This is a genomic window from Nonomuraea sp. NPDC050680, assembly GCF_040654555.1.
Taxonomy (GTDB): Bacteria; Actinomycetota; Actinomycetes; order Streptosporangiales; family Streptosporangiaceae; genus Nonomuraea.
Map to the genome: position 1 here is coordinate 143,717 of NZ_JBFAIF010000010.1, position 26,495 is coordinate 170,211.

A 26,495-nucleotide genomic window follows, 5' to 3' on the forward strand; every position below is an offset into this window, starting at 1 on the left:
GATACGTGACCGAACGTGAACCCCTGGTCATCGGGGTCCGCTACCGGCCGCACGTCGTGCTCATGGACCTACGCATGCCCGGAACGGACGGCATCGCCGACGCCGTCCGTACCGTGGCGTCCTGTAGCGCGATGCTCGCGCCCACCGTCACCCGGCGGTTGATCAGCATGTTCGCCGAGAGGAAGAGCTCCCGGGCCGACGTGGCCCGGGAGCGCCGGCCGCCCTCACCCCGCGAGGCGTCGCCGGTCAGGTAGCGGTCGCGGCTCGCCAGATCTTGCCCTGCAGGTCGGCGCCGCGGATGACCTGGACGCGCCACGGGGTCAGCCGCAGGACGTGCAACTGAGGGTCGGCGGGGCTTGTCCAGAAGTTGCCCAGCTCGTACCCGGCGCCGGGCGGGCTGCCCTTGCGGTAGAGGTTCGAGGCCCGGCGGGTGAGCGTCAGGTCGTCGACCCACTCGGCCACGGTGTCGAGGCTCACGGCGTTCTGCCGGGGGCTCCAGTACGAGAACGTGGTGTGCGGGTTGCCGGCCAGGTGCGCCGCCTTCACCGGGGTCCGGTAGGTGGCCAGCCAGCCGATCGGGCGGCCGTCGACGACCTCCCAGATCGGAATCAGGACGCGCGCCCGGGGGCGTCCTTTGGCGTCCACGGTGGTCATGGTGGCGTACACGATGTCGCCGATGTAGGCGGCGAACTGATCCTCGATCTCGCCGAACGAGGTCACCTTGATGGTCATGAGGTCCTCACACCGAGGTCTGGGCGGACACAGGGGTGTTCTGCGGCGCTTCGGGACCGGAGGTGCGGCGCGAGATCCCGAAGGCGGTGACCAAGGCCCCGGCGACCGCGGCCACGACCGGGACGACGAGGGCGAACCGGAGGGAGTCGAGCATCGCTTCGGGTGTGGTGGCCTCACCGAGCGCCGCCACGCTCACCGCGGTCACCGCCGACAACCCGAGCGCGGTGCCGAACTGGAAGGAGGTGTAGAGCAGGCCACCGGCCAGGCCGTGCTCGTGCTCCTCGATCCCGTCGGTGGCGGCCATGGTCAGCGGGCCGTACGCCAGGGAGAAGGCCAGGCCGAGCAGGAGCATGGTCGGCAGCATGGCCGCGTAGGTCCAGTCCATCCCGATCGGCAGGAAGAGCGCGTACCCCAGGGCGGCGAGCACCAGCCCGCCGAACAGCACGCGGGCGTTGCCGAACCGGTTCACCAGCCGCGGGGTGAGCGTCGGCGCGAGGATCGTGTCCATGCCGATCACCAGCATGGCCAGACCTGTCTGCAGACTGCTCCAGCCGCGTACCTCCTGGAGGTAGAGGGTGGCCGCGAACTGAAATCCGGCGAAAGAGGCGAGGAACAGCAGCGCTCCCACGTTGGCCCGGACGAGCGCGCGGGAGCGCAGGATGCCCAGCCGTACCAGGGGGTTGGCCGTCCGCCGTTCGATCAGGACGAAGATCGCCAGCAGGGCGAGGCCCGCGCCGAACACGCCGAGCGTGGCCGCCACGCCGTTGCCGGGGTGCTCCAGGCGGACCACGCCGTACACCAGCAGCAGCATCGCGCCGGTGATGCTGAACGCGCCGGCCAGGTCGAAGCCGCCCGGCGGGCGCTCGTGTACCGCGCTCTCCTTGAGCAGGATCACCGCCGCGATGAGGATCACCGCCGCCATGAGCACCGGCGCGAAGAACACCCATCGCCATCCGATCGAGGTCAGCAGCCCGCCGACGACCAGGCCGAGCGAGAAGCCGCCCGCGGCCGTGCCGGCGTACACCCCGAGCGCCTTGGTACGTTGCGGCCCTTCGGGGAAGTTGCCGGTGATCAGCGAGAGCCCGGCGGGCGCCATGAAGGCGGCCGCGACCCCGGTCGCGAAGCGGGCGACCAGCAACATCCACCCTTCGGTCGCGAAGCCTCCCAGGCCGGAGAAGACCAGGAAGACCGTCAGCCAGAGCAGGAACATCCGCCGGCGGCCCAGCAGGTCGGCCGCCCTGCCGCCCAGCAGCATGAATCCGCCGTAGCCGAGCACGTAGGCACTGACCACTCCGCTGAGCATGCCGGTGGACAGGCCGAGATCGGTCCGGATCGACGGCAGTGCCACGTTCAGCATCGCCACGTCGATCCCTTCCAGGAAGACGGCTCCGGCGAGCACGAAGAGCACTCCCCAGGCGCGGGCGTTCATGCGGTTGCTCGATGCGGGCATCGATAGGGACATGGTCCACTCCTCTCGAAAGCACAGGACCGGCCATGGTTCCTCAACCGCTTGCCGGTTCCTTCTTGTAACCGGCCAAATCGTCGTGCATCATGCGATGTCATGGAAGACGGCACTCTCAAGTCCCTCGGTTACTGCGGGGATACCGACGGCGATTACGACATCCTTCAGTGGGACACCCGGGAGGACTGCGAGGTCCGGCAGATTCTCGACCGCGTGGCGGACAAGTGGTCGCTGCTGGTCATCGCCCTGCTCGACCGGCGCAGCCTGCGCTTCACCGAGCTTCGCCGCATGATCGACGGGGTCAGCCAGCGCATGCTCACGCGGACGCTTCGGCATCTGGAGCGCGACGGGCTGGTCAGCAGGACCGTGCACCCGACCGTCCCGCCACGCGTCGACTACGAGCTCACCTCGCTGGGCGTGACCCTGCACTCCACCATCCGCGCGCTGGTCACCTGGACGGAGGCGCACCAGAACGAGATCGCCGCCGCCCGCACCGCCTACGACGCCCGCGTGCGGGCGGAGGAGCAGGCCGCCGAAGCGGCGGCCGCCGAACGGGCGGAGATCGCCCGCAACGCCCTGTCGGGCATCCACTGACGCGACCAGGCGGAGCCGCATGGCGGGGGCCAACCCAGGGAGTTGCTTGCACTTAGTGCAGATGTACCTGACACGCCGAGGCTCTAGTGTCTAGGAGTGACCTCCACGTCGCCGGGCGCCCGGATCACAGGCGGCGCGGACAAGACCGAACGCCGGCGCCGGCTGCGTCAGGCCGCCCTGACGTTGTTCGAGCAACGCGGATTCGCCGCCGTGTCGATCGACGACATAGCGGCGGCCGCCGGCGTGTCCCGGCGCACCTTCTTCAACCACTTCGACACCAAGGCGGCCGCCCTGTTCGACCCGGCTCCCGGCGAAGCGGCCCAGGTCGCGGACCTGCTCGCCCAGGAGATCGGCACCGACCCGTGGGTCGCCCTGACCAGGGCGCTCAAGGCATACCTGGCCGCGGAGTTCCGGACGGTGTCCACGCGGCGGCGCATCCTGGCCGGCCAGCCCGAGCTGAGCCGCTTCCTCCTGGTGGCCAACATCCACTTCGAGGAGTCCATCCTCGACTGGCTCGGCAGTCGCGGCATCACCGGCCTGAGTGCCAGGACGATGAGCAGCATGGCGCTCTCCTGCGTCCGGGAAAGCGTCATGGCGTGGGACTCCGAGGCCGGCCCGGCACAGCTGTTCGAAATCCTCGACCAGATGTTCGCGCTGGCCGAGGCGGGTACAGCGGCCATCCGCGCGGCGCCGGCGGCGCGTACGGATACCGCCACCGACAAAACCACCCCGAAGGCGGGTCAGACCCGGAGCCGGATCCTGCTGACCGCCGAACGTCTGTTCGCCGAGCACGGGGTGTTCGCGGTTTCCAACCGCCAGATCAGCGAGGCCGCAGGTCAGAGCAACAACGCCGCGGTCGGCTACCACTTCGGCACCAAGGCCGGCCTGCTGCGCGCGATCGTCGAGCACCACACCACGCTGATGGAGCGGATCAGGGAACAATTGCTGCGGGCCAGGGGTGACAGCACGGATCTGCGCGACTGGGTCGCCTGCGTCGTGCTGCCGTTCACCGAGCATCTGAGCAGCCTGGAAACCCCGACCTGGTATGCCAGACTCGCCGCCCAGATCATGACCGAACCGCAGCTACGCGAGCTGGCGGCCGCAGGACTGCAGGACGCGCCCAACTTCTACACGGTCGTCGGCGGCCTGCACCGCTGTCTGCCGGCGCTCTCGCCCGAGCTACGCCGCCGACGTGACGACATGGCACGCACGCTGCTCGTACACACATGCGCCCATCGTGAGCACACGCTGCCGGCCGACGCGGACGCGGCCAGGGCGGCATGGTCGGGCACGGCCGCCGAGCTGATCGATGCCATCGAGGGGCTGTATCTAGCCCCCGCAACCGAGCATTAAAGCAGTCGTTTGACTTAATTTTCCGCATTCGGTTAGCTTCTCTCAGACGGGGCGATCATCCGCCGCTGCAGACGTGTCTGCCGCCCCGTCCGATCGTCTCCGCGCCGGACGATCTCCCGTGCCCTTTCCCCGGGCGCGGCAACGACTCAGCGGCTCCCGAATCGGAAGGGCATTCATGGACCACTCTTCGCCGCCGCCTGCGCATTTCACAGTCGCGGAACTGGGCTTCGACCCGGACGTGCTGCGCGCCAGGTACCGCCACGAACGCGATCGCCGGCTGCGGCCCGACGGCAACGCCCAGTACCAGGGCGCCCGCGGCGAGTTCGGCTACTACGCCGCCGACCCGTACACCGAACGCGCCGAGCGGGAACCGGTCCGCGACCGAGTCGAGGCGCTGGTGGTGGGGGGCGGCTTCGGCGGGCTGCTCACCGGGGCCGAACTCCGTGAGGCCGGCGTGGACGACATCCGGATGCTCGACGAGGCCGGCGACTTCGGCGGCACCTGGTACTGGAACCGCTATCCGGGCATCCACTGCGACATCGAATCATCGGTCTACCTGCCGCTGCTCGAGAAGGCCGGCTACCTGCCCACCATGCGATACGCACCCGGTGAGGAGATCCGCCGGCACGCCGTCGCGATCGCCGAACTCTACGACCTCTACCGCGACACAATGTTCCACACCCGCGTCACGCAGCTGCGCTGGGACGACGCTGCGGCCGAATGGCAGGTGCGCACCGACCGAGGCGACGACTTCCGGGCCCGCTACGTCGTGATGTCCGCCGGCACCCTGGTCCAGCCGAAGCTGCCCGGCATCCCCGGCATCGAGACCTTCCGCGGGCACACCTTCCACACCAGCCGCTGGGATTACGGCTACACCGGCGGCGACCAGAACGGCGCCCTGCACAAGCTCGCCGACAAGCGCGTCGCGGTCGTGGGCACCGGCGCCACCGGTATCCAGGTCATCCCGCACCTGGGGCGCGACTCGCAGCAGCTGTACGTCTTCCAGCGCACCCCCTCCTCGGTCGACGTGCGCGACAACCGCCCCACCGACCCGGCCTGGGCCGCTTCGCTCAAGCCCGGCTGGCAGCGGGAACGGATGGAGAACTTCCTCACGGTCGTCACCGGAGGGCTCGCCGAACAGGACCTGATCAACGACGGCTGGACCAGCACCGCACGGCTGCAACGTCACCTGCTGGCCGGCACCGTCGACACCGACCTGTTACCCGAGCGACGCGAGTACCTCGACGAGATCGCCGACTTCCAGAAGATGAACCAGATACGCGCCCGCGTCGACGAGATCGTCGGCGACCCGGTCACCGCGGAACTGCTCAAGCCCTGGTACCGCTACATGTGCAAGCGGCCCACCTTCAGCGACCACTATCTGCAGACGTTCAACCGGCCCAATGTCACCCTGGTCGACACCGCCGACCACGGCGGGATCACCGCGATGACCGAGTCGGCGGTCGTGGTCGGCGAGCAGGAGTACGAGGTCGACTGCGTCATCTTCGCCACCGGCTTCGAGGTCGGCGTCTCCGGCATCGTCTCCGGCGCCCTGCCGGTGCACGGCCGGGAGGGCGCGGCCCTGCTCGACACCTGGCGACGGCAGGGCCCTCGCACGCTGCACGGCTTCTACAGCCACGGCTTCCCGAACCTGTTCCACCTGGGCCCGCTGCAGAACGCCTCCGCGGTCAACTTCGTGCACATCCTGCAGGAACAGGCCACCCACATCGGCGCCGTGGTCGCCGAGGCCCGCCGGCGTGGCATCGCTGTGGTCGAGCCGACCACGGACGCCGAGGACGCGTGGGTCACCACCATCCGGGAGCTGGCCCCGGACAACAGCCGGTTCCAGGCCGAATGCACGCCCGGCTACTACAACAACGAAGGCAAGCCCCGCCCGGTCAGCCAGACGTACGGGCCCGGCCCCGTCGCCTTCCACGACCTGCTGCGCCGCTGGCGCACCCAGGGCGGCCTGGACGAAGTGCTGGCGGGCAACCGATGAACCGCCGGAAAGTCGAGCCGCTGATCCAGGCGCGCCGGCTGTGGGGATCGAACGGCATGGCCTTCGGACCCGACGGACGCCTGTACGTGGCCCAGTTCCTCGCCGGGCAGATCAGCGCCGTCGACCTGGCCACCGGCGACGTCGAGGTGGTCGTGCCACCGGACGGGCCACTGCACTCTCCCGATGACCTCGCCTTCGACGTCGACGGCGCGATGTACGTGACCGACCTGGTCCCGGGCCGGGTGTGGCGATGTGACCCGGCCGGAGACTTCGTGCTTGTCACCGACGAGATCACCGCACCCAACGGCATCGCCTGCGTCGGCACGCGGGTGTTCGCCAACGAGATGATCCCGGGTGGACGCCTGCTGGAGCTGTCCCTGGCAGGCGACGAACCCACGGTGCTCACGGCCGGCCTCGCCATGGGCAACGCCATGCAACTCGGCCCGGACGGGCAGCTCTACTACCCCCACATGCTCACCGGTGAGGTGTTCCGCATCCCGCTCGACGGTGGCGAGCCGGAACTGGTGGCCGCGGACGTCCCGGATCCGGTCGCCGTGCGCTTCGACCGCGGTGGCGCCCTGCTGGTCCTGTCCCGCGGCGAGAGCGGGATCGTCACGCGCGTCGACCTGACCGGCACAGGTGACCGGTCCGCCATCGTCAGCGAACTCAACGCCCTGGACAACGCCGCCTTCGACGCCGACAACCGGATGTTCGTCTCCAGCTACGCGCACGGCGGCGTCGCCGAGCTCGCGGCCGACGGACGCACCCGCCAGATCGTGCCCCGTGGTCTCGGCGGCCCCTTCGGGGTGACCATCGATCTCGGCGGCGGCATCCACGTGGCCGACCACTACCGCCTCACCCAGCCCGCCGACCGGCCGGGCGAAGACGTCACCACCACCCAGCTGCTGAACTTCGTGCACGGCGTCGCCGCTGACGGCGACCTGCTCCACGCCACCTCCCAGTACGGGCACGTACGCACCTACGATCGGCGCTCCGGCTCGGTGCGCACCCGGGCCGGCGGCCTGAACCGTCCGCTGGGCATCGCCGTGCGTACCGACGGCACCCTGGTGGTCGCCGAATCCGGCGCCGGCCGCGTCGTCGCCATCGACCACGACGACCAGGTCAGCGTGCTGGTCGAGGGTCTCGGCCGCCCGGTCGACGTGGCCGTCGACGCCGACCAGCGCTGCTATATCAGCGACGAGCAGCTCGCAGCGGTGTACCGCGTCGAGGACGGCGTACCCGTACTGCTCGCCGACGGGCTCGGCACCCCTCAAGGCATCACCGTCGACGACGGCACCGTGTACGTCGTCGAGACCACCCACCGCCGTCTGCTCGCCATCGACCTCGCCACCGGCGACGTCGAGATCGAAGCCGACTCCCTACCGGTCGCGTCCGCGGCCGGCCTGACCCGCCCCGAACCCGGCCTGTTCATCCCGCCAGGCCTGCCCGGAATACCGCGACCGTTCGCCGGAATCGCGGCCGCTGCGGACGGCTCCCTGATCATCGCCGCGAACGGCGACGGCAGCGTTCTGCGCGTGAACCCCGAAGAGACCACACCATGAGCTCCACCCCCGACAGAACCCACCGGCAGATCCTCGAAGCGCTCAGCGGACTGCTCCTCGCCCTGTTCGTCTCGACGCTGGCCAGCACCGTGGTCTCCACCGCGCTGCCGCGCATGCTCGGTGTACTGCGTGGTTCCCCCACCCAGTACACCTGGGTGGTGACCGCCACCCTGCTGGCCGCCACCGTCGCCACCCCGATCTTCGGTAAGCTCGCCGATCTGTTCTCCAAGCGGACACTGATCCAGATCGCCATCCTGATCTTCGTCGCCGGCTCGATCGCCGCCGGCCTCTCCCAGAACGCCGGGCAACTGATCGCCGCCCGCGCCGTGCAGGGCGTCGGCGTCGGCGCGCTGCAGACCCTGGTCAACATCGCGATCGGCGCGCTGGTGTCGCCCCGGGAACGCGGCCGCTACGCCGGATACCTGTCCAGCGTCACCTCGATCTCCACCATCGGCGGCCCGCTGCTGGGCGGCTTCATCGTCGACACCTCGTGGCTGGGCTGGCGCTGGTGCTTCTTCGTCGGCATCCCCGTCGCGATCGTCGCGCTGATCATCCTGCAGCTGACCCTGCGGCTGCCGATCTACCGCCGCGACAACGTGAAGATCGACTACTGGGGCGCCACGCTCATCACCGCAGGCGTCAGCCTCCTGCTGATCTGGGTCTCCTTCGTCGACGACGCCTTCGCCTGGGCCTCCTGGCAGACCGCCGCCATGGCCGGTGGCTCGATACTGCTGCTCGGCCTCGCGCTCTGGGTCGAATCCCGGGTCGCCGAGCCCATCGTGCCGCTGCGCATCATCCGGCAACGCGCCACCGCCCTCGCGATCCTCGGCAGCCTCGCCGCCGGCACCGCCATGTACGGCGCGACCGTCTTCCTCACCCAGTACTTCCAGATCAGCCGCGGCCACACTCCCACCGAGGCCGGTCTGCTCACCATCCCGATGATGGTCGGCATCCTGGTCTCCTCGATCGTGGGCGGCCGGCTGGTCACCCGTACCGGCAAGCTCAAGCCGTTCCTCATCACCGGAGCCGTCGGTCTCACCGCCGGATTCGTCATCCTCGGCCTGCTCGACCAGCACACGCCCATGCTCCTCATCGGGTTCGCGATGGTGCTCGTCGGCGCCGGCGTCGGCCTGACCCTGCAGAACTTCGTCCTGGTCGTGCAGAACGCCGTCGCGCTGAGCGACATCGGCGCCGCCAGCGCCACCGTCGTGTTCTTCCGCTCACTCGGCGGCACCGTCGGCGTCGCTGTGCTCGGCGCGGTCCTGGCCCGCCAGGTCGGCGCCGGCACGGCCGTCGGCGTGCCGGCGGCCACCGCCTACGGCGACGCCACCGGACATGTCTTCCTCATCTCCGCCGCCGTCGCCGTTGTCGGTGTCGTCGCCGCGCTGCTGCTCAAGCCGATCACCCTGCGTACGAACGTGGACGCGCGTAAGCCGCCGGCTGAGACCACGTCCACGACCGGCACGGAGATCGCGAAAAGCCAGAAATGATCAATACGCCGGGCCCTTGGACGTCAGCAGCGGGCAGATGTCGCGATAGGGCGCACCTGCCAGATACTGGTCCCACTCTTGGCGGCTCAGCGTGCGACCCGCCCGCCCGCACACGAGCTCGGCGACGCGGTCCCCGGCGACCGGTATCTGGGCGATGGTCCCCGATTGGTTGCCCGAGACATACAGCATGCCGTCGTCGGCGCTGAACGCCAGCCGGTCGAAGATGTCGATGGGGAACGAGCCGAGCCGCTGCCGTGAGGCGACGTCCCAGATCTGGGCGGTGTACACGTCATCGAAGGTTTCGCCAATGGACCTGCTGATCGCCGCCAGCAGTGTGCCGTCATGGCTGAACAGCACGGCTTCGACCTCGCCTTTGCTCGCCACGCGCAGGGCGGGCGGCTGTTCGGCGCCCTTCGCGCTGTCCCACAGCTCGATCGTGCCGGTGCCGAGGGCCAGGAGCGGCGCTGTGGGGCTGACCGCGAGGGTGTTGCCCGCCCGGTTGAACCCGGTGCCGACGGGCTTGCCGGTGTCCAGGTCGAGCACCCTGCCGGTGGTGCTCACCATGGCCGTGCCGTCGCGGGTCGAGGCGAGGATCCCCGTGGCGGTGTCGAGCTTGTGCCGGGTGAGCACGCGGCCGCTGTCAGCGGCGAGGACGATCAGCTCGTTTCCGGCGTCCGGCCCGCTCATCTTCCCGAGCGACAGCACCAGCTTGCCGCCATCCGGAGTGAACGCCGTCGAACTGACGAACCACTCATTGGGAACGGGATGATGCCAGAGTCGCCTGCCCGTGGCCACGTCCCAGACGGAGACCCCTGAGCCCTCGCCGGTGGCGGCCAGCCTCTTGCCCGCCGGGTCGAACAGCGAGTTGGTGGTGCCCTCGCTGCCGGCCAACGGCACGCCCAGGCGGCGCATGTCCCAGACGCGGGTGGGTGCGTCGTCCTTCTCGGCGGCGATCAATCGGCCGTCCTGGCTGAACCCGCCGACCTCGTATCCGCTCGGCAGCCTGCTGCGAGGGACACGGGAGCCGATGTCGAGGGTGATGATCGAGTTTTCGAGCAGGTATCGGATGGTCTTGCCGTCAGGGTCCAGCCAGGCCTCGTCCGGCTCGCCCTCCGCCACGTAGGTGTAGAGCTCATCGCCTTTCTCGGCGTCCCACAGGTGGATCGTCCTGCCCTCGACGCCCAGCAGCCTTCTGCCGTCCCGGCTGACCCGCAGAGACGTGGCCGAGAAGTCGTCCGAGGCCGACTCCTGCCAGAACGGCCGATCCTCGTCGGGCAGTTTCCTGGCTGTGCGCAGGTCCCAGGCCACGATGTCGCCGTTGGCGCACAGCAGCCGCCGGCTGTCCGCCGTGAATGTCGCCGCGGTGCCGCACTTCTTCGGGATCCGGGTGTCCACGGTGAGGTCAGGCAGATGGATCACCTTCAGCCCGCCCTGGTTGATGCCGATCCCCGCGACGTAGGCGCCAGAGGGTGCGATGGCCGGGCCGGAGTCGGCCTCCAGTTCCTGAGCGTAGGACCTGCCCGTCCGGGTGTCCCACAAGAACACCATCGTGCTCTCGCGCATCACCGCGGCCAGGCTCTCATGCGCGTCGAAGACGACGTCCACACCGGGAGAGCCCGCTGCCACGCGGTGCTCGTGCAGCTTCTTGCCCGTCATGGTGTCCCAGGAGTACGCCGTGTCCCGGCTGACGATCACCAGTGTCCGGCCGCTCGGGCTGAGGGCGGCCGCCGACGGCAGCGCGGCGAATCCGCTCGGCCACTTCCAGAAGGTCCTCTGCCGCCGCGAAGGGACGTCGTAGACGCGTACCCCGTCCTCGCCGGCGATGACCCGCGTGCGCCCGTCGGCCGCCGCCGCGGCCGCGGAGACCCCCTTGGCGCCGGGGTCGCGGAAGGCCATGCTCTCCGGCATCGTCAGCGAGGTCGTCAGGCTCTGCCTGGTGTCGGGGCCTGAGGCCAGCCGCCAGCCGGCCACGCTGAGCAGCATCGCCTTGGCCGGGTCGGTGGTGCGCAGCTTGTCGGCCTCGGTCGCGACCTGCCGTCCTATGGCCTGATCGCGCTGCTGGGCGACCACGCGATTCTGCTCGGCGACCTGCCTGCCCTGCACCACCGCGACACTTCCCGCGGCCACCGCCACCGCCAGCAGTACGCCCAGCGCCACCGTGGTCAGCCGCCTGCGGCGGATGTTCTTCCTGGTCAGCTCCGTGCCCGCGGCAAGGAAGTCGCGCTCCCGCGGGGTCAGCGTGACGTGCCTGCGCCCGGTGGCCGCCCAGGTCAGCGCGTGGTCCAGGCTGCTGCCCCGCAGCAGGTCGCCGTCCTTGTGCCCGTTCTCGGCCCACTGGCGCGCCGCGTCACTGATCTGACCCAGTACGGCAAGGCCGTCACGGTCACCGTCCACCCACGTCCGCAGCCGCGGCCAGGCACGCAGCAGAGCGGGGTGTGACAGCGCGACCGCGTCGTCCTTCTGCGTCACCAGGTAGGAGAAGGCCCGCAGAATCCGCTCGATGGCCTGGACCTCCGGCTCTGAGCGGCCGGCGAACAGTTCGTCCTTCAGCACCCAGCGGACGCTCTCGTGCCCGTCATCGGTGACGGACACCATCCGGAGGAAGACCTCGGCGGTCAGCTCCCGTACCTCAGGCGCGAGCGCGCGGTAGGCGTCCTCGGCGATCGTGCCGAGCGCCGGATCGGCGGTGCCGGGCACGTGCACGCCACTGGCCGCACGGCTGCCCGCGGTCAGCAGCCCGCGCATGTCCGAGTCGCCGCCGCTGACCAGCGCGAGGAGCAGGTCGCGTGCCGAGGGCCGGGCCGAAGGGTCCTTCTCCAGCGCGGCGGCCACCAGCGAGGTCAGTCGCGGCGGCAGCCCACTCAGGTCGGGCCGCGCCGACAGCACCCGGTGCATGACCCCGCCCAGGTTGTCGGCTCTGAACGGGTCCTCGCCCGTGGCGGCGAACACCATGATCGCGCCCCAGGCGAAAACGTCGGCGGGCGCGCCCGCCCGCTGCCCGGTGAACACCTCAGGCGCCATGTAGGTGGGCGTGCCGGACACCTCACCGGTCTTGGTCAGCGACATGTCCAAGGTCCGCGCGATGCCGAAGTCGATCACCCGTGGACCGTCGGGGCTGAGCAGCACGTTGTCCGGCTTGAGGTCTCGGTGTATCACGCCCGCGTCGTGCACCGTGGTCAGCGCGGTGGCGATCGCGGTGGCCAGCCTGTGCAGGTCGTCCCCGGTGAACCTGCGCCCCTGGCCGACCGCCTGGCGCAGGCTCGGCCCCGGCACATACTCGCTGACGATGTACGGCTTGCTGCCCGACATGTCGGCGGCCAGCACCCTGGCCGTGCAGAACGAGGCCACCCGGCCGGCGGCCGTCGCCTCCTTGGCGAACCGGTCGCGGCCCTCATCGCTGGCCGAGTGGAGCACCTTGAGCGCGACCCTGCGCCCGTCACGATCGTAGGCGTCGTACACCACACCTTGGCCTCCGGAGCCGAGCCGGCCCGCGAGCCAGTACTCCCCGATGTGCTCCGGATCTCCCGCGATCAGCGCTTCCACGCGGGTTAGATGCCCGACCGGCCGGCAAAGTTCCCGCGTTGGATCGATGGTGGGCGGACAAGGAACAGGCGCTGACCCCGGCCTGCCGGGCTTACTTGATCGCGCCCGCGCCGATGCCCTTCACGATGTGACGCTGCGCCATCAGATAGAAGATCACGACCGGCACGATCGAGATGGTCGTGGCGGCCAGGAGGATCTGCTGCTGTGGCGTCTCGGCGGAGGTGAAGGCGGTCAGACCGCGCTGGATGGGCATGAGGGAGTTGTCGTCGAACAGGACGAGCGCCATGAGGTACTCGTTCCACGCCCCCAGCCCCTGGATGACCGCCACGGCGGCGAGGCCCGGCCTGGCCAGCGGGAGGATCACGTGCCAGAAGATGCGCAGCGGACCGGCGCCGTCCAGCGCGGCCGCCTCCTCCAGGGCACGGGGCTGGCTGACGAAGAAGCTGCGCATGATGAGCGTCGACATCGGGATGCCCGAGGTGATCAGGACCAGCACGTAGCCCACGGGATTGTTCGTCAGGCCGAGTGAGATGAGCAGCTTGTACTGGGCGAGGAACATGGCGGGCGCCGGGATGATCATCACGGCGAGGATGACGAACGTGAACATGCCCTTGCCCGCGAAGTCGAGTCGCGCGAGCGCGTACCCGGCGAGGCTGGAGACCAGCAGGATGCCGATGACGGCGGATCCTGTGTAGATCACGCTGTTTCGCAGGTAGATGCCGAGCTCTCCCTGGACCCACGCGGTCACGTAGTTGCCCCATTGCGGGTCGGCCGGCAGGAAGCTGTCGTTCGAGAGCAGCTCCGTGAGGCTCTGCAGAGATCCGGACAGCATCCACAGCAGCGGGAACAGCGCGATCAGTGCGGCGATGCCCAGCAGTCCGTACAGGCCGACCTTGTCGAGGCCTACCCCTCGACGAGGTGGCGGAGTCCCGCCTTCGGCCGGTACTGAGGCGACGGACATCTCCTCAGCCCTTCCTGTCGTCCGGCTGCTCATACGCGGGACCTCCGCCTGGTGATCGCGAGCTGGATGACCGACAGCAGCACGAGGGCGCCGCCGAAGATGACCGACATGGCCGCGGCACTGCCGTAACGCCAGTTGACGAACGCCTCGTTGTAGATCGCGAGGGTCGGCACCATCGTGTGCTGGCCGGGTCCGCCGTTGGTCAGCACCTGCACGGTCCCGAAGATCTGGAGCGCGGCGAGCAGGGTGAGCAGACTCACGATCGAGGTGACCGGAGCCAGTTGCGGCCAGGTGATGTACCGGAACTTGGACCAGCGGTTCGCGCCGTCGAGTTCGGCGGCCTCGTACAGTTCCTTCGGCACGTCCTGCAGCCCCGCGAGGAAGAGCAGGAAGCCGAACCCCCAGTGAAACCAGACGAACACCGCCGCCACGACGGGCAGCGCGACGGCGGGGTCGCCGAGCCAGTTCTGCTGGAGCGTGCCCAAACCCACCAGACCCAGGAGCCGATTGAGGATGCCGGATCCAGGGGCCAGGATGAAGGAGAACAGCAGACCGACGACGACCACCGACAGCACGCCCGGCAAGTAGAAGACGGTGCGGAAGAACGTCTTGCCGCGGGCGACGCTGTTGACGGCCAGCGCCATGACCAAGGCGATTCCGTTGCCGAGGAAGAAACCGACGACACCGAAGAAGACGACGTTGCGCATGGACGCCCAGAAGATGGGGTCGGAGGCGACGAAGTCGTAGTTGGCCAGCCCCACCCATGGAGTGTCGGGGCTGACGCCGTCCCAGGACTGAAAGCTCAACAGGATCGCCTGCGCGAACGGCGTGATCGTGAAGATCCCGATGAGCGCGATGGCCGGAGCCAGGAACAACCAGCCGATCAGGTTGCGCCGGAGAGCGCGCCTCCCGTGCGGCGCCCTGCGGCGCCGCACGGGAACCGCGAGTTGCCACGTCGTCATGACGTGCGATCCTGCGCCGCCTGGATCTTGGCGAGCACGTCGTCCACCGTCGTCTCGCCCAGCACCAGGCGCTGAGACTCCGCCCTGATCGCGGTGATCACGTCAGGCTTGAAGGTCGTCGACATGACCTGCATGCCCTTCACGCCGGCGGCGAAGCCCGCGAGCTGGCCGGGGATGTCCGCGCCGGCGAGGAGTTCCGGGTTGCTGGGGAGGATGCGAGCGACCTTGGCGAACACCGACTGCTGCGCGGGCTCGGTCAGCCACTTCACGAACGCGAGCGCCTGCTCAGGATGCTCGCCCCTCGGGTTGATCACCGCGCCCTTCCCAGGGATGCCCGGCGAGCGCGGCTCGTGGACGCTTCCGGGAGCCTTGGGAAGCCCGGTGGAGAAGTAGTCCTCGAACTCTGGGTTCGTCCTCAGACCCACCGAGACACCGGGAGAGGCGTCGAAGATCGCGCCCATCTTCTTGGTGAAGAAGGACGACTCCACATTCGGGTGGTCGTCCTGACCGCCGGGAATAGAATTGTTCGCGATGACGCCGGTCTTCTTCAGGTCGACCAGGAATTGGAAGGCGTTTCGCCAGCCGTCCTGTTTCCAGGTCGATTTCCCGTTGAGGGTTGCCTCGATCTCGGCGTCCGTCAGCCAGTTAGAGGCGAGGGCCTGGATGATGTTCGGTGTCTGCGAGGCCGCGACGGAGAATTTTCCTCCGTCCGAAGCAGCGAGCGCATCGATGAATGCGGCCGTCGTGGCGGGCGGCTTTTTCGCCGATATTCCGGTCAGCGCCGGGTTGATGAGGAAGCCGTACGTCTGCGTCTCCCAGTGCACCGCGTAGACGCCGGGCTTGACCCCGAGGTTGTTGCCTTCCTTGAACGTCGACATCTTGAGGACGGCGGGGCTGAAGTTCTTGCTCCAACCGGCGGTCAGCTGGGAAGAAAGGTCCATTGCCCAGCCGGCCTTGTAGAACGGCGCCATCTGAGTCGCGTCGAACGACGAATAGATGTCGGGCATGGACCTGGACTGCGCCTTCGCCTGGAGCTTGGGCAGGTAGTCGACCGGCCCGGGCGTGTCAATGGTGATCTTGACGCCGGTCTTTTTGGTGTACTGAGCCGCGAGCTGGGTGAGCGCGGCCTCTTGTCCGCGCGACTGGTTCATGAAAGTCAGTCCGGCGTCCCCGGTGGCGGATTTTTCGGCCGACGAACAGCCTGCCAGAGCGAGCGCCCCAACCATCGCCAATGATCCGGCCGCGATGATGGCGCGACGACTGGCGCCGCGTGCTGAGGGGTTTGTACCCATGGTCCTCGCCTCTCCTTCCGTGTGCATGAACAGCTATTCAGGTGCGGACATGGCGCCAGGGCGGGGTGAGCGCGCCCAGTCCTTCTGAGGTGATCAGCCAACCGTCGGGAGGTTCCGCCCCCTGGTCCACCGCCGTGGCGATGTGTGCCATCGCGGCCAGCAGTCCGCCGTTCGTCGGCAGATAAATCGTGAGAAATCCTGGCATTTGCGGATTGTGTCCGTTGGGCAGGAACACGTTCTTGGGCGATGGGAGCAGAAGAGCGTCGATCGCACGGCCGACGTCGCCGAGGCGGGCCGCGGTCATCGCCATGACGGGGTAGTCCCAACCCCAGCTGGACTGCAGGTCCCAGTGCTCCCATACGGAGTCGAGCGTCGCGGACATCGTGGCCGGGTCCACGAGGCCGGTATCCGGTAGCCACCCCAACGCCATGAGCATGGACGGGTGATCCTTCCGGATGAGCAGTGGGGGAGTCGCGATCGCGGCGTATGTGCCGTCGGGCAGCAACGCGGGCCGGCTCATGTTCCGCGCCACGCGGTCCCACTCCGCGCTCGGTTCGAGACCGAGCCGAGTTCGCCACTCGTTCGCCACGCCGAGCGCCCACGACCAGTACGCCAGCTCGAAGGTCGGATCGGTGGTCGTCGCCCGGTCGACGAGGTAGCTCTCCTGCGCGGGGATGAGCGGGGGCGGCAACCCGAACGATCCGTCGCGTTCCTCGGCGAAGTCGGCCATGAAGTCGGCGGTCGCCTCGACAAGCGGGTAGTGGCCGCGCAGGAACGCCTCGTCTCGCCCCTCGCCTCGCAGCAACTCCAGCAGGTAGATCACGTGCGGCTGCTGCCACAGGAGGAAGACGCCGATGTTGCTCGGCGACTCGCGCGCGGACGGATCGGTCTGTTTCGGCCAGCGGGCTCCGCGGTACCCCTGCCGGTGGGCGGTCGCTTTCGCCGCCTCCAGCGCGCTGTGGTACCAGCCCAGGCCGCGCTCCAGCAGGTGCCCCCGTCCCCACATCGGGAAGTGCGCCGCGTGCCACCAGTGCATCTCGAGGTGGAACTTCCCCGACCAGGTGTTGTACGTCAGGCCGGACTCCGCGGGAGGCGTGGCGCCCGCGCTGTTGACGGCCAGGAGGTACTGCGAGAGGACGATGCGGCGTTCGAGTTCCGGAGCGCGCTCGTCCGTGCTGCCGGCGAGGCTGACCGCGGCGCCGGCGCTCCAGTGCTCCGCCCACCAGTCCTGCGCGGAGTCGAGGACGGCGGAGAAGTCGGGCTCGTCCTGTTGACGGCCCAGCGCCAGGCTCACCACGACCTCGAGAACGGCGGCGTCCGCGTGCGCGACGACGGACTCGGCCTCCTGCCGCAGGCCGCCGGTGGTGTGCACGCTTACGTCGTAGGTCAGCCTCTCCACCGTGCGCCGTGCGTTCCAGTGGCGCACCGTCTGCCGGTCCCAGACCGTCTCCTGCGCGAGCGGGAGTTCGAAGGCGGCCAGGTCGTCCGGCTGTTCGTCGAACACCCAGGCGACGCCCCACCCACGGAGCAGAAGGCCGGACTCGACCCGCACCGCGAAGCGGTGATCCCGTGGGTCGGCGACGGTGGTGACGCGGACGCGCTCGCCGTCGAGGACGTACTCGGCCTGGACCGATCCCGTCCACAGGTCGAGCTCGGTACGGACGTCGGTCAACGTGGCGGGATCGTCGAGCCCCGTCCCGTCGGGGCGGACCAGAGCGAGGCGGCCGAGGTGAGCGCGGCGGGGATTGAAGTGGTACCACGCGCCCGTGGCGAACTCGTCGGCGATGGGGTCGCCGGCCCGCTGGAGACCCATGCGGTCGAGGTAGGGCACCGGGCCGCGGGACGTCTCGTACAGGGTGGTCGCGTCCTCGAGCCGGAGCTCCCGGTCGGTGCGCGTCTCGTACCAGCCCCAGGTCGACTGGGTGCGCAGCGGGATCTGGAAGTCGTCGGCGTCGAACACCCGCGGGTACTGCTCCGGCAGACCGGACAGACCATCGCGAACGACGCGGTGCGGGTCGGGGACAAGCTCGTGGAAGGACGGGAACGTCTGCAGTCCGGAGATGTCGACCGTGAGCGCGATGTCACCGTTGCCGACCGTGAGGACGTCGGCGGGGTGCGCGGACGTCAGCACGGGGTTGTGTTGTCGCACGAGTTGGCGCCGGTCGATTGCCTCGGGCATCGTCGCCTTACCTCTCTTGGAGCGCGTTGGCCTTGGCGACGCCGCCCAGCCACGCGAGGCTCGGCTTGGGCCGGCGCTCGAACGTCTCCCGCTCGACGGCGACGAGGCCGAACGTCGGGTCCCAGTGGCCCCATTCGTAGTTGTCGAGCAGGCTCCAGTGGATGTAGCCCCGCACATCCACGCCGTCTTCCATCGCTTCGGACAGCGCGGCGAGCGCGGCGCTCGTGTAGGCGACGCGCCGGGAGTCGTCGCCTGTCGCGATGCCGTTCTCGGTGACGACGATCGGGACGTCGGGCAGCATGTCGGCGGTGTGCCGGACGGCGATGCCGAGGGCGTCAGGGCGGTACGCCGTACGCACGAGGGTGTTGTCCGGGCGCACGGGGTGCGGTTCGATACCGTCCAGCCCCACCCACTGCGCCGAGTAGGCCTGCACCCCGATGAAGTCGTCGTCGCGCGCCGCCTCGAGGTAGAAGTCCTCCCAGATGTACTCCAGCTGCCGGCGCACCTCCTCCGCACCGGGGCGGGTCTCGAACGCGCGGCTCGCGACCGACCATCCCACCCGAGCGTCCGTGCGCTCCCGCAGCACCTCCCGGGCCGTGTGGTGGGCCTCGATGAGACGGCGTCCGATCTCCACCGGCGGAGCCGGCTTCACCGGCCGGGGCGTGTCCGCCTCCAGCGTGGGGCTCAGCCACCCCAGACCCGAGCCGGGGTCGAGCGTCGCCTCCGCCTCGCGCACCATGATCGCGAGCATGTTGGGCTCGTTGACGGTGCAGACCCACTCGACGCCGTCGAGGATCGAGGTGGCCGTCTCGACGTAGGCGCGGAAGCGGTCCACGGCCCGTTCGCCGCGCCAGCCGCCCTCCTCGGCGAACCACCTCGGCGAGGTGAAGTGGTGGATCGTCACGAACGGGGTGACGCCCGCGGCGAGACATTCGTCGATCATGCGCCGGTAGTGGGCGAGCGCCGCCCGGGACACCCTCCCGGGGACCGGCTCGATGCGCGCCCACTCGATGCCGAAGCGGTAGGTGTTCAGGCCCGATTGCGCGACGAGCCGGATGTCCTCGGAGTATCGGTGGTAGCTGTCGAGTGCGTCGCCGCTGCGATCCGCTCCTGGCATGCGCTCCTCCTGCGCCCAGAAGTCGCTGTTGACGTTGTCGCCCTCGACCTGGTGTGGTGCGGTCGCCGCGCCCCAGAGGAAGCCGTCGGGGAAGGTGTGCATGCGTCTCTCGATCATGTGTCGGTGCGTCGGGGGTCGTCGGGGCGGGCCCCGAATGCGAGTCAACGTAGCCGCAACGCCGCGAGAAGGTCAAGGGAAAAATGTGTACCGGTCTACGGCGTTACTACTAGCCAAAGCGGGAAGGTTTTCGATCTTCCGCTATCTTGCATAGACCGGTCTACGTTCGCGATGATCTCGGCACCGTGAATCAGACAGGACCCGGTTCGACGAGAAGGGATGCCCATGGTCGCGCCCGCGCGACGACGACGAGTGACCATTTCCGACGTGGCGAAACACGCCGGAGTCTCCAAGGCGGCGGTCTCCAAGGTCATCCGCAACGACTATGGGGTCAGCGAGGCCATGCGAGAGCGCGTCAAGCGGGCCATCGACGAGTTGGGCTATCGCCCTCAGGCGGCCGCGCGAGCGCTGCGCGGGCGGGCGTTCACCATCGGCGTGCTCATGCGGCACATCGGGATCCCGTTCTACGCCGAGATCGTGACCGGCCTGGTGGAGCAGCTCACCGAGTCCGACTATCAGGCGATCATGATTCACGGCGGCACCCACGACAAGACCGAGAAACGTGCCCTGGACGCTCTGACAGACCGGCAGGTGGACGGCATCCTCATGATCGCTCCATTGGTCGGCCGCACCCAGCTGGAGCAGGTGGCACGCGAGATCCCCACCCTGGTGCTCGGCAGGCATGACCGCTCGCCGGCCTACGACTCGATCGTCGACGACGACCGGATCGGCTCCGAGCTCGTCATGGAACACCTGATCGCGCTCGGCCACCGTCGCATCGCGCACATCACCTTCCAGCAGGAGCACGGCCGACTGGCCGACCAGATGCCGCACATCAGAGCGGAAACCTACGAGCGCGTGATGCGTGATCATGGGTTCGCCGACGAGGTCGCCGTTGCCGCGACCTCCTACTCCGAGGAAGGCGGTTACCGCGGCGCCCGCGAGTTGCTGAGCCGCTCTTCGCGCCCCACCGCGATCTTCGCCGGTTCCGACGAGGCGGCTCTGGGCGTCCTGGCCGCGTTGCACGAGGCCGGCCTGTCCGTCCCGGGCGACGTCTCCGTGGCCGGCTACGACAACACCCGGCTGGCCGCCCATCCCCACATCGCGCTGACCACCGTCAACCAGGACGGAGTAGTCATGGGCCGCACGGCCGGGCGGCTGCTGCTCGAGCGCATCGAAGGCCGCACGTCGGCGGTGCACTTCTCGGTCATCCCGAGCCTGGTCGTGCGGCGCTCCACCGCCTCTCCCCGCGGCACGGAAGATTGTGCGGCACCGCATATTTATGCAAGGAAAGGCCATGATGCGCCAACGCAGAGTGATCATCAATAGCGACGCCAAGAACGAGGCGGACGACCAGTTCGCCATCGTCCCCGGGTTGTTGTCGCCGACTTTCGACACGCGCGGGCTGATCCCGGTCCATTTCGGCACCCGGCGCACGCGGCGCGCCATGGAAGAGTCCCGCGAGGAGATCGATCTCCTGCTCGACCTGCTCGGTCTGACGGAGTCCGTCACCGTGGCGAACGGCGCGGCGACGGCGCCGCCCGACGAGCGCACCGCCGTGGATCCGCCCGGCGCCCGGCTGATCATCGAGGAGTCGAAGCTAGCGAGCGAGAGGGATCCGCTCTGTGTGGCCTTCTGATCTCCAGGAAACTCTCAACCCCGAGGGAGCTATATGATCCGCGCATCGTTCAACGACAACTGGCAGTTCCGTCCGAAGGTCAATCCCTTTGCCGAACTGGCCGGAAGCGCGGTCCCGTTCGAGCCGGTGACGGTGCCACACGACGCGATGATCACCCGCGACCGCGCGGCCACCATGGACGGCGCGGCCACCGGTTATTTCCCCGGTGGGGCGTACGAGTACCGCAAGACGTTCTTCGCACCCGAGGAGCACCGGGGCAAGCGGGTCATGCTGGAGTTCGAGGGCGTCTACCGGGACGCGACGGTGTTCCTCAACGGAAACTACGCCGGGCAGCGCCCGTACGGATATTCGCGGTTCTTCATCGACGCCGACCGGTTCCTGCGCTTCGGCGAGAACAACGAGGTCCGGGTGGAGTGCCGGACCCATCAGGACTCGCGGTGGTACTCCGGCGCGGGCATCTACCGCGACACCTGGCTGCTCGTCGGCGAGGTAGTCCGCATCAGCCCGGACGGCGTTCACCTCACCACGCCGGACATCGACACCGAACGCGCGGTGGTGGAGGTCGCGACCACGATCGAGAACGACTCGATCGACATCCGCACGGTCGAACTGGTCACCGAGATCCGCGATGCCGCGGGAACCGTCGTCGCATCCGACACCGCGCCGATAACGGTACAGCCCCGCGAACCGGTCATCGCTCGCCGGCGTCTCTACGTCCGCGACCCCTCACTGTGGAGCCCGGACTCGCCCGCACTGTACACGTGCGCGGTGTCCGTAGCGGACATCGACGCCGTGGAGGTCGACTTCGGCATCCGGTCCTTGCGCTTGGATCCCGAGCACGGGTTGCGGATCAACGGCGAGACGATCAAGCTGCGTGGCGCCTGCGTGCACCACGACAACGGACCGCTGGGCGCCGCGACGTTCGCCCAAGCCGAGGAGCGCCGCGTGCGGCTGCTCAAAAACGCGGGTTTCAATGCGATCCGCATGTCCCACCACCCCATGAGCACCGCGATGCTCGACGCCTGCGACCGTCTCGGCATGCTGGTGGTGGACGAGGCGTTCGATATGTGGACCTGGGGCAAGAACCCGTTCGACTACAGCCTCAACTTCCCGGAATGGTGGGAACGCGATATCGAGGCGATGGTGGCCAAGGACCACAACCATCCCAGCGTCGTCTTCTACTCCCTCGGCAACGAGATCCCCGAAACCGGCTCAGCCACTGGGGCCATGTGGGGCCGCAGACTCGCCGAAAAGGTTCGTGCGCTGGACGACACCCGCTTCCTCACCAATGCGATCAACAACTTGCTGGCTCTGCTGCCCGATCTCGCCGCCCTGCGATCTGAAAATTCGGGTATCAACACCTTGATGGCCGACAGCGGGTTCGACGTCAACGCCGTCGCCGGCTCCGAACTGGTGACCACCCGCACCGCCGAGTCCTACAGTGTGCTCGACGTGGCCGGGATGAACTACTCGGAAATCCGCTACGCGACCGACCGCACGCTGTTCCCGAACCGGATCATCCTCGGCACTGAGACCTTCCCCGCCCGTATTGACGACAATTGGCGACTGGTCAAGCAGCACGGCCATGTCATCGGCGATTTCACCTGGACCGGCTGGGACTATCTGGGGGAGGTCGGTATCGGCCGGCCGCAGTACTCCACAACGGACACGCCACACCCCACGTTCACCGCGCCGTATCCCTACCTGCTGGCCGGCTGCGGCGATCTCGACATCACCGGCCACCGTCTTCCCGCCTCCTACTACCGGGAGATCGTTTTCGGCCTGCGCGTCCAGCCCTACCTCGCGGTCCAGCGACCGCAGCACCATGGCAAGACCGTCATGAGCAGCCGTTGGGCCTGGAGTGACGCCATCGCCGGCTGGACGTGGCCAGGCCACGAAAGCGCCCCGATCATCGTCGAGGTATACAGCGCCGCGGACGAGGTCGAACTCCTGCTCAACGGCCGCTCCCTCGGACGCCAGTCGGTCGGCGAACAGCACCGCTTCCGCACCGAATTCGAGATCACCTACGAACCAGGCGAACTGCTCGCGATCGCCTACCGCGCCGGCGTCGAATCCGGCCGCGACATCCTGCGCACCGCGACCGCCCCCGTTGTGCTGCGGGCCACACCCGACCGACCGGTTATCACGGCTGACGTCGGCGACCTCGCCTACATCACCTTCACCCTGGTTGATGCGGCCGGGACGATGCACACCGCAGCCGACCGGCCCGTGCGAGTGGAAGTCTCCGGCGACGGAATGCTGATCGGCTTCGGCAGCGCCGACCCGTCGAACACGGAACGGTTCGACGCGACCGTGCGCCACACCTACCAGGGCCGCGCGCTCGCCGTGGTGAAGCCGACCGCACCCGGCGACATTCGCTTGACCGCCGACGCCCCAGACTGCGCCCCCGTCGAAGTACTGGTCACGGTCGAAAAGCCGGACCGGCGACCACGATTGATGCCCTCATTCGGCTTGCCCGAGCCGGGTGCTCGGGTCGCTCCTAATTCTTGACTGATCTGTACAGAATCCGCTAGCTTCGATCCATGGGCAGACCTCGGGAGTTCAGCGATCACGCCGTGGTGGACGCCGCGATGGAGGTGTTCTGGGAGAAGGGCTACGAGGCGGCCACCACCCAGGACCTGTGCGACCGCACCGGGCTCGGCCGCGGCAGCCTGTACAACGCGTTCGGCAGCAAACACCGCCTGTACGAGGAGGCGATTCGCCGCTACGCCGCGACCCGGGCCGACGCCCAGCTGGCGATACTGGCCGACCCGGAAGCGGGGTCGGTGCGGGAGCGGCTGCGGGAGTTGATGCTGGGCGTCATCGAGGCCGATATGGCCGACCCCGGCCGCCGCGGCTGCCTGGCGCTGAACGCCGCCACCGAGCCGAGCGGGCGGACCGAGGCGGTCGCGGCGCTGGTGCGACGGCAGTTCGCGGACCTGGAGCAGGCGATCTGCCACCTGGTGACGCTCGGCCAGCGCACGGGCGAGCTGCCCGCCGACCGGGCGCCGCTCCAGGTGGCGCGGACGTTCCAGAGCGCGTACTACGGCCTGCGGGTGCTCGCGAAGGTGACCGACGACAGGAACGCCCTGCTGGATGTCATGGAGGGGGCGCTCGCGGCTCTGTGACCCCCTCGGCCGGCGGCGCTCGTATCGTGCTGCCCCTTTTTTGTACTGATCAGTCAACTATTAGAGGTGAACTGCGTGCCTGTCCTCTCCCTCATGCTGTGCGTGTTCGGCATCACGACCGGCGAGTTCGTGATCGCGGGCATCCTGCCGGACATCGCCGATGATCTGGCCGTGTCGATTCCGGCGGCCGGGCTGCTGGTGACGGCCTATGCCATCGGGATGATCATCGGCGGTCCGGTGCTGACGGCGCTCACCGCGCGCTTCGACCGCAGGCCGCTCATCCTCGTCCTTCTCGCGGTGGTGATCGTCGGGAACCTCGCCTCGGCGATCGCGCCGACGTACGCCGTGCTCTTCGCGGCCCGGATCATCACCGCGCTGGTGACCTCCACCTTCTTCGCCAACGCGATCGTCATCGCGGCCTCGACCGCTCCGCCGGGCAAGCAGGCGTCCACCGTGTCCAAGCTCGTTTTCGGCATGAACCTGTCGATGATCCTCGGCGCGCCCATCGGCACATTCATCGGCAACGGCTTCGGTTGGCGGTCCACCTTCGTCACCATCGCCATGTGCTGCGTGCTCGGGTTGCTGCTGGTGTTGCGCTTCGTACCGGATGTCCGGAACGCCACACCCGGCACTTCCGCGCTGGCCGAGCTCCGGGTGCTGCGCGGCCGTGAGGTGCGGCGCGCCATCGCGGTCACGGCGGTCGGCAACGCGGGGTTGCTCATCGTGTTCACCTATTTCGCGCCGCTGCTCACCGGCGTCACCGGATTCGCCGCGGACGCGATCGCCGTTCTGCTGCTGGTGTACGGCGTCGGCGCCGCGGTGGGCAACTTCGCCGGCGGCTGGCTGTCCGACCGGGCGCTGATGCCCGCACAGCTCAGTCTGCTCGCCGTCCTCGCGGCGACGCTGGTGCTGATGTGGGCGGTCAGCGGCGGCATGGCGATCACCGCGGTGCTGGTCTTCGTGATCGGCGCGCTGGGCTTCTCCGTCATTCCCGGCATGCAGACCCGGGTCCTGACCACCGCGTCCGCGGCACCGACACTGGCCATGGCGGTGAACGCGTCCGCCTACCAACTGGCCGCGGCCTTCGCCGCCTGGCTGGGCGGCCGGGTCATCGACGGCGGGTTCGAGCTGCGGTCCCTGTACCTCGTCGGCGCCGCCGTCACCGTGGCCGGAATCGTCGTGAGCTGCTACGCGTGGTTCCGGGACCGGTCGAGCGGCGGGGTCCGCACCGCCGAACGGGTCTGACCTTCGGACGCGGGTCACACAAGATCGCGGCGGCTGGCCGGGGCGCGGGTCACACGAGGTCGCGGCGGCTGGCCTGGGCGCCGGCCTGGAAGCGGGTCTCGGCGTTCAGCTGGTCCAGGAGGTGACGCAGGCGGCGTCGCAGGCTGCGCGGGCTGGTGCCGAGCTGGCGGGCGATGGCGTCGTCCTTGAGCCCGGCCGCGAGCAGCGCCAGGAGCCGGCGATCCTCGGGGCCGAGCTCCGCCGCGTCCGGCCCCCCGTCGGCGGACTCCGTCGTCTTGCCGGCGGGCTCCGGTGTCGTGGGCGTGTCGTGCCACAGCTCGGGGCGGACCGGCAGCGCCTCCCGCCACAGGCGCTCGAACAGCTCCACCAGGGCCACCACCATGGTGGAGCCGCTGATCAGCACGCCGCGGGTCAGCGGCGGGTCCATGTGCATCGGCATGACCGCCCGCCACCGGTCGACGATCGCCATCTTGAACGGCAGCCGGGGCAGGACCCGCGCCTCCTCGCCCGCCTTGATCAGGCTGCCCACCTCGTGGAGCGCCCCCGCGTGGTCGAACGCCTCAGGCACGTAGATGGTCCGGTAACGGACGCCGCTGCGCAGCAGGTCGGTCTGCAGCGGGTTGTGATAGTCCAGCACGTACGGGGGACAGTCGAAGGTCAGCACCTCCTCCTTGGCCTCCTGCTGCAGCCGGACGTACCAGCGGGCCTGCTCCTCGGGACCCGCGAGGACCTCGAACTGGCCGCCCTCCTCCGGGTCCTGGCCGACGGTGCGGAAGGCCGCCTCCAGCTCGTCGGCCGTGTCGGTGAGCTGGTCCAGCTCGCTCTGCAGGCCGCGCACCAGCGAGCGGATCGCGGTCCCCGGGTTCGTCACCGTCCACCGTGGCGAGCGGCCCCACAGACGGCTGACCAGGCCCTTGGCGCGGAGCCTGCTCAGCGACGCCTGGATGCGTCCGGCGCCCTCCCCGCTCCGCATGACCAGCTCCTGCACCGTGATGCCGGGGCAGGCCAGGACCCCCCGGTAGATCCGCTCGTCGAACGCGCTGATTCCCACGACCTCGAGCGCCCGGCTGTCCTCAAACATGCCCATGATCTTGGCCACTTCCGGCAGTTGCCGCAATAG

The 26,495-nt window shown here is 68.9% G+C and carries 20 protein-coding genes; 11 read left to right on the plus strand and 9 right to left on the minus strand.

What is annotated here, in order from left to right; all coding sequences use genetic code 11:
* Window positions 1-5: 5 nt before the first annotated feature.
* The gene (locus tag AB0H88_RS30040) at window positions 6-254 is read left to right on the plus strand and encodes a hypothetical protein (RefSeq protein ID WP_357650240.1); all 249 of its coding nucleotides are present in this window, start codon (window positions 6-8) and stop codon (window positions 252-254) included.
* Here AB0H88_RS30040 and AB0H88_RS30045 read toward each other — a convergent pair.
* A complete protein-coding gene (locus tag AB0H88_RS30045; RefSeq protein WP_357650242.1) occupies window positions 247-732 on the minus strand; it encodes a pyridoxamine 5'-phosphate oxidase family protein in 486 nt (161 codons plus the stop codon). The two genes, AB0H88_RS30040 and AB0H88_RS30045, sit on opposite strands and share 8 nt — an antisense overlap.
* Window positions 733-739: 7 nt before the next feature.
* The gene (locus AB0H88_RS30050) at window positions 740-2,194 is read right to left on the minus strand and encodes an MFS transporter (RefSeq protein WP_357650244.1); all 1,455 of its coding nucleotides are present in this window, start codon (window positions 2,192-2,194) and stop codon (window positions 740-742) included.
* A 99-nt stretch (window positions 2,195-2,293) separates the two neighbouring features.
* On the opposite strand from AB0H88_RS30050, the gene AB0H88_RS30055 reads away from it, so the two are divergent.
* From AB0H88_RS30055 to AB0H88_RS30075, 5 genes are all read left to right on the plus strand, one after another.
* Window positions 2,294-2,788 (plus strand): helix-turn-helix domain-containing protein, encoded by a 495-nt coding sequence (locus tag AB0H88_RS30055; protein WP_357650246.1) that lies wholly within the window; start codon window positions 2,294-2,296, stop codon window positions 2,786-2,788.
* Between the two features lie 96 nt (window positions 2,789-2,884).
* Window positions 2,885-4,141, plus strand: a complete 1,257-nt coding sequence (locus AB0H88_RS30060) for a TetR family transcriptional regulator (protein WP_357650248.1) — start codon at window positions 2,885-2,887, stop codon at window positions 4,139-4,141.
* Window positions 4,142-4,316: 175 nt separating this feature from the next.
* The gene (locus AB0H88_RS30065; protein ID WP_357650250.1) at window positions 4,317-6,140 is read left to right on the plus strand and encodes an NAD(P)/FAD-dependent oxidoreductase; all 1,824 of its coding nucleotides are present in this window, start codon (window positions 4,317-4,319) and stop codon (window positions 6,138-6,140) included.
* Window positions 6,137-7,702, plus strand: a complete 1,566-nt coding sequence (locus tag AB0H88_RS30070) for a PQQ-binding-like beta-propeller repeat protein (RefSeq protein ID WP_357650252.1) — start codon at window positions 6,137-6,139, stop codon at window positions 7,700-7,702. Before AB0H88_RS30065 ends, AB0H88_RS30070 begins: the two co-directional genes overlap by 4 nt.
* Window positions 7,699-9,192, plus strand: coding sequence for an MDR family MFS transporter (locus AB0H88_RS30075; RefSeq protein WP_357650254.1), 1,494 nt, complete (start codon window positions 7,699-7,701; stop codon window positions 9,190-9,192). The genes AB0H88_RS30070 and AB0H88_RS30075 overlap by 4 nt, the downstream gene beginning before the upstream one ends.
* On the opposite strand, the gene AB0H88_RS30080 is transcribed toward AB0H88_RS30075, so the two are convergent.
* The 6 genes from AB0H88_RS30080 to AB0H88_RS30105 all read right to left on the minus strand — a co-directional run bounded on the left by AB0H88_RS30080 (window position 9,193) and on the right by AB0H88_RS30105 (window position 19,363).
* Window positions 9,193-12,735, minus strand: coding sequence for a serine/threonine-protein kinase (locus tag AB0H88_RS30080; protein WP_357650256.1), 3,543 nt, complete (start codon window positions 12,733-12,735; stop codon window positions 9,193-9,195). It lies immediately after the preceding gene.
* Window positions 12,736-12,826: 91 nt separating this feature from the next.
* The gene (locus AB0H88_RS30085; protein ID WP_357650258.1) at window positions 12,827-13,696 is read right to left on the minus strand and encodes a carbohydrate ABC transporter permease; all 870 of its coding nucleotides are present in this window, start codon (window positions 13,694-13,696) and stop codon (window positions 12,827-12,829) included.
* A 29-nt stretch (window positions 13,697-13,725) separates the two neighbouring features.
* Window positions 13,726-14,658 (minus strand): sugar ABC transporter permease, encoded by a 933-nt coding sequence (locus AB0H88_RS30090; RefSeq protein ID WP_357650260.1) that lies wholly within the window; start codon window positions 14,656-14,658, stop codon window positions 13,726-13,728.
* Window positions 14,655-15,950: an ABC transporter substrate-binding protein gene (locus AB0H88_RS30095; protein ID WP_357650262.1), complete on the minus strand. Its 1,296-nt coding sequence runs from the start codon at window positions 15,948-15,950 to the stop codon at window positions 14,655-14,657. Before AB0H88_RS30095 ends, AB0H88_RS30090 begins: the two co-directional genes overlap by 4 nt.
* A gap of 37 nt (window positions 15,951-15,987) precedes the next feature.
* Window positions 15,988-18,129, minus strand: a complete 2,142-nt coding sequence (locus AB0H88_RS30100) for a hypothetical protein (RefSeq protein WP_357650264.1) — start codon at window positions 18,127-18,129, stop codon at window positions 15,988-15,990.
* A 7-nt stretch (window positions 18,130-18,136) separates the two neighbouring features.
* Entirely contained in the window at window positions 18,137-19,363 is a 1,227-nt protein-coding gene (locus AB0H88_RS30105) for a family 1 glycosylhydrolase (protein ID WP_357650266.1), read from the minus strand.
* Between the two features lie 267 nt (window positions 19,364-19,630).
* On the opposite strand from AB0H88_RS30105, the gene AB0H88_RS30110 reads away from it, so the two are divergent.
* The 5 genes from AB0H88_RS30110 to AB0H88_RS30130 all read left to right on the plus strand — a co-directional run bounded on the left by AB0H88_RS30110 (window position 19,631) and on the right by AB0H88_RS30130 (window position 25,375).
* The gene (locus AB0H88_RS30110; RefSeq protein WP_357650268.1) at window positions 19,631-20,692 is read left to right on the plus strand and encodes a LacI family DNA-binding transcriptional regulator; all 1,062 of its coding nucleotides are present in this window, start codon (window positions 19,631-19,633) and stop codon (window positions 20,690-20,692) included.
* Window positions 20,661-21,002, plus strand: coding sequence for a hypothetical protein (locus AB0H88_RS30115; RefSeq protein ID WP_357650271.1), 342 nt, complete (start codon window positions 20,661-20,663; stop codon window positions 21,000-21,002). Before AB0H88_RS30110 ends, AB0H88_RS30115 begins: the two co-directional genes overlap by 32 nt.
* A gap of 33 nt (window positions 21,003-21,035) precedes the next feature.
* On the plus strand, window positions 21,036-23,513 hold the full coding sequence (locus AB0H88_RS30120) for a glycoside hydrolase family 2 TIM barrel-domain containing protein (RefSeq protein ID WP_357650273.1): 2,478 nt from the start codon (window positions 21,036-21,038) through the stop codon (window positions 23,511-23,513).
* A gap of 32 nt (window positions 23,514-23,545) precedes the next feature.
* Window positions 23,546-24,130, plus strand: a complete 585-nt coding sequence (locus AB0H88_RS30125) for a TetR/AcrR family transcriptional regulator (protein WP_357650275.1) — start codon at window positions 23,546-23,548, stop codon at window positions 24,128-24,130.
* A gap of 75 nt (window positions 24,131-24,205) precedes the next feature.
* Entirely contained in the window at window positions 24,206-25,375 is a 1,170-nt protein-coding gene (locus tag AB0H88_RS30130; protein WP_357650277.1) for an MFS transporter, read from the plus strand.
* A 49-nt stretch (window positions 25,376-25,424) separates the two neighbouring features.
* On the opposite strand, the gene AB0H88_RS30135 is transcribed toward AB0H88_RS30130, so the two are convergent.
* On the minus strand, window positions 25,425-26,456 hold the full coding sequence (locus AB0H88_RS30135) for a hypothetical protein (RefSeq protein WP_357650279.1): 1,032 nt from the start codon (window positions 26,454-26,456) through the stop codon (window positions 25,425-25,427).
* Between the last annotated feature and the right edge of the window lie 39 nt (window positions 26,457-26,495).

What these genes read in the sequence shown, in the direction of transcription:
- AB0H88_RS30045 (WP_357650242.1), bottom strand. Translation starts at nt 732, where the DNA reads ATGACCATCAAGGTGACCTCGTTCGGCGAGATCGAGGATCAGTTCGCC.
- AB0H88_RS30050 (WP_357650244.1), bottom strand. Translation starts at nt 2,194, where the DNA reads ATGTCCCTATCGATGCCCGCATCGAGCAACCGCATGAACGCCCGCGCC.
- AB0H88_RS30055 (WP_357650246.1), top strand. Translation starts at nt 2,294, where the DNA reads ATGGAAGACGGCACTCTCAAGTCCCTCGGTTACTGCGGGGATACCGAC.
- AB0H88_RS30065 (WP_357650250.1), top strand. Translation starts at nt 4,317, where the DNA reads ATGGACCACTCTTCGCCGCCGCCTGCGCATTTCACAGTCGCGGAACTG.
- AB0H88_RS30070 (WP_357650252.1), top strand. Translation starts at nt 6,137, where the DNA reads ATGAACCGCCGGAAAGTCGAGCCGCTGATCCAGGCGCGCCGGCTGTGG.
- AB0H88_RS30075 (WP_357650254.1), top strand. Translation starts at nt 7,699, where the DNA reads ATGAGCTCCACCCCCGACAGAACCCACCGGCAGATCCTCGAAGCGCTC.
- AB0H88_RS30085 (WP_357650258.1), bottom strand. Translation starts at nt 13,696, where the DNA reads ATGTCCGTCGCCTCAGTACCGGCCGAAGGCGGGACTCCGCCACCTCGT.
- AB0H88_RS30090 (WP_357650260.1), bottom strand. Translation starts at nt 14,658, where the DNA reads ATGACGACGTGGCAACTCGCGGTTCCCGTGCGGCGCCGCAGGGCGCCG.
- AB0H88_RS30095 (WP_357650262.1), bottom strand. Translation starts at nt 15,950, where the DNA reads ATGGGTACAAACCCCTCAGCACGCGGCGCCAGTCGTCGCGCCATCATC.
- AB0H88_RS30100 (WP_357650264.1), bottom strand. Translation starts at nt 18,129, where the DNA reads ATGCCCGAGGCAATCGACCGGCGCCAACTCGTGCGACAACACAACCCC.
- AB0H88_RS30105 (WP_357650266.1), bottom strand. Translation starts at nt 19,363, where the DNA reads ATGATCGAGAGACGCATGCACACCTTCCCCGACGGCTTCCTCTGGGGC.
- AB0H88_RS30115 (WP_357650271.1), top strand. Translation starts at nt 20,661, where the DNA reads ATGATGCGCCAACGCAGAGTGATCATCAATAGCGACGCCAAGAACGAG.
- AB0H88_RS30120 (WP_357650273.1), top strand. Translation starts at nt 21,036, where the DNA reads ATGATCCGCGCATCGTTCAACGACAACTGGCAGTTCCGTCCGAAGGTC.
- AB0H88_RS30125 (WP_357650275.1), top strand. Translation starts at nt 23,546, where the DNA reads ATGGGCAGACCTCGGGAGTTCAGCGATCACGCCGTGGTGGACGCCGCG.
- AB0H88_RS30135 (WP_357650279.1), bottom strand. Translation starts at nt 26,456, where the DNA reads ATGTTTGAGGACAGCCGGGCGCTCGAGGTCGTGGGAATCAGCGCGTTC.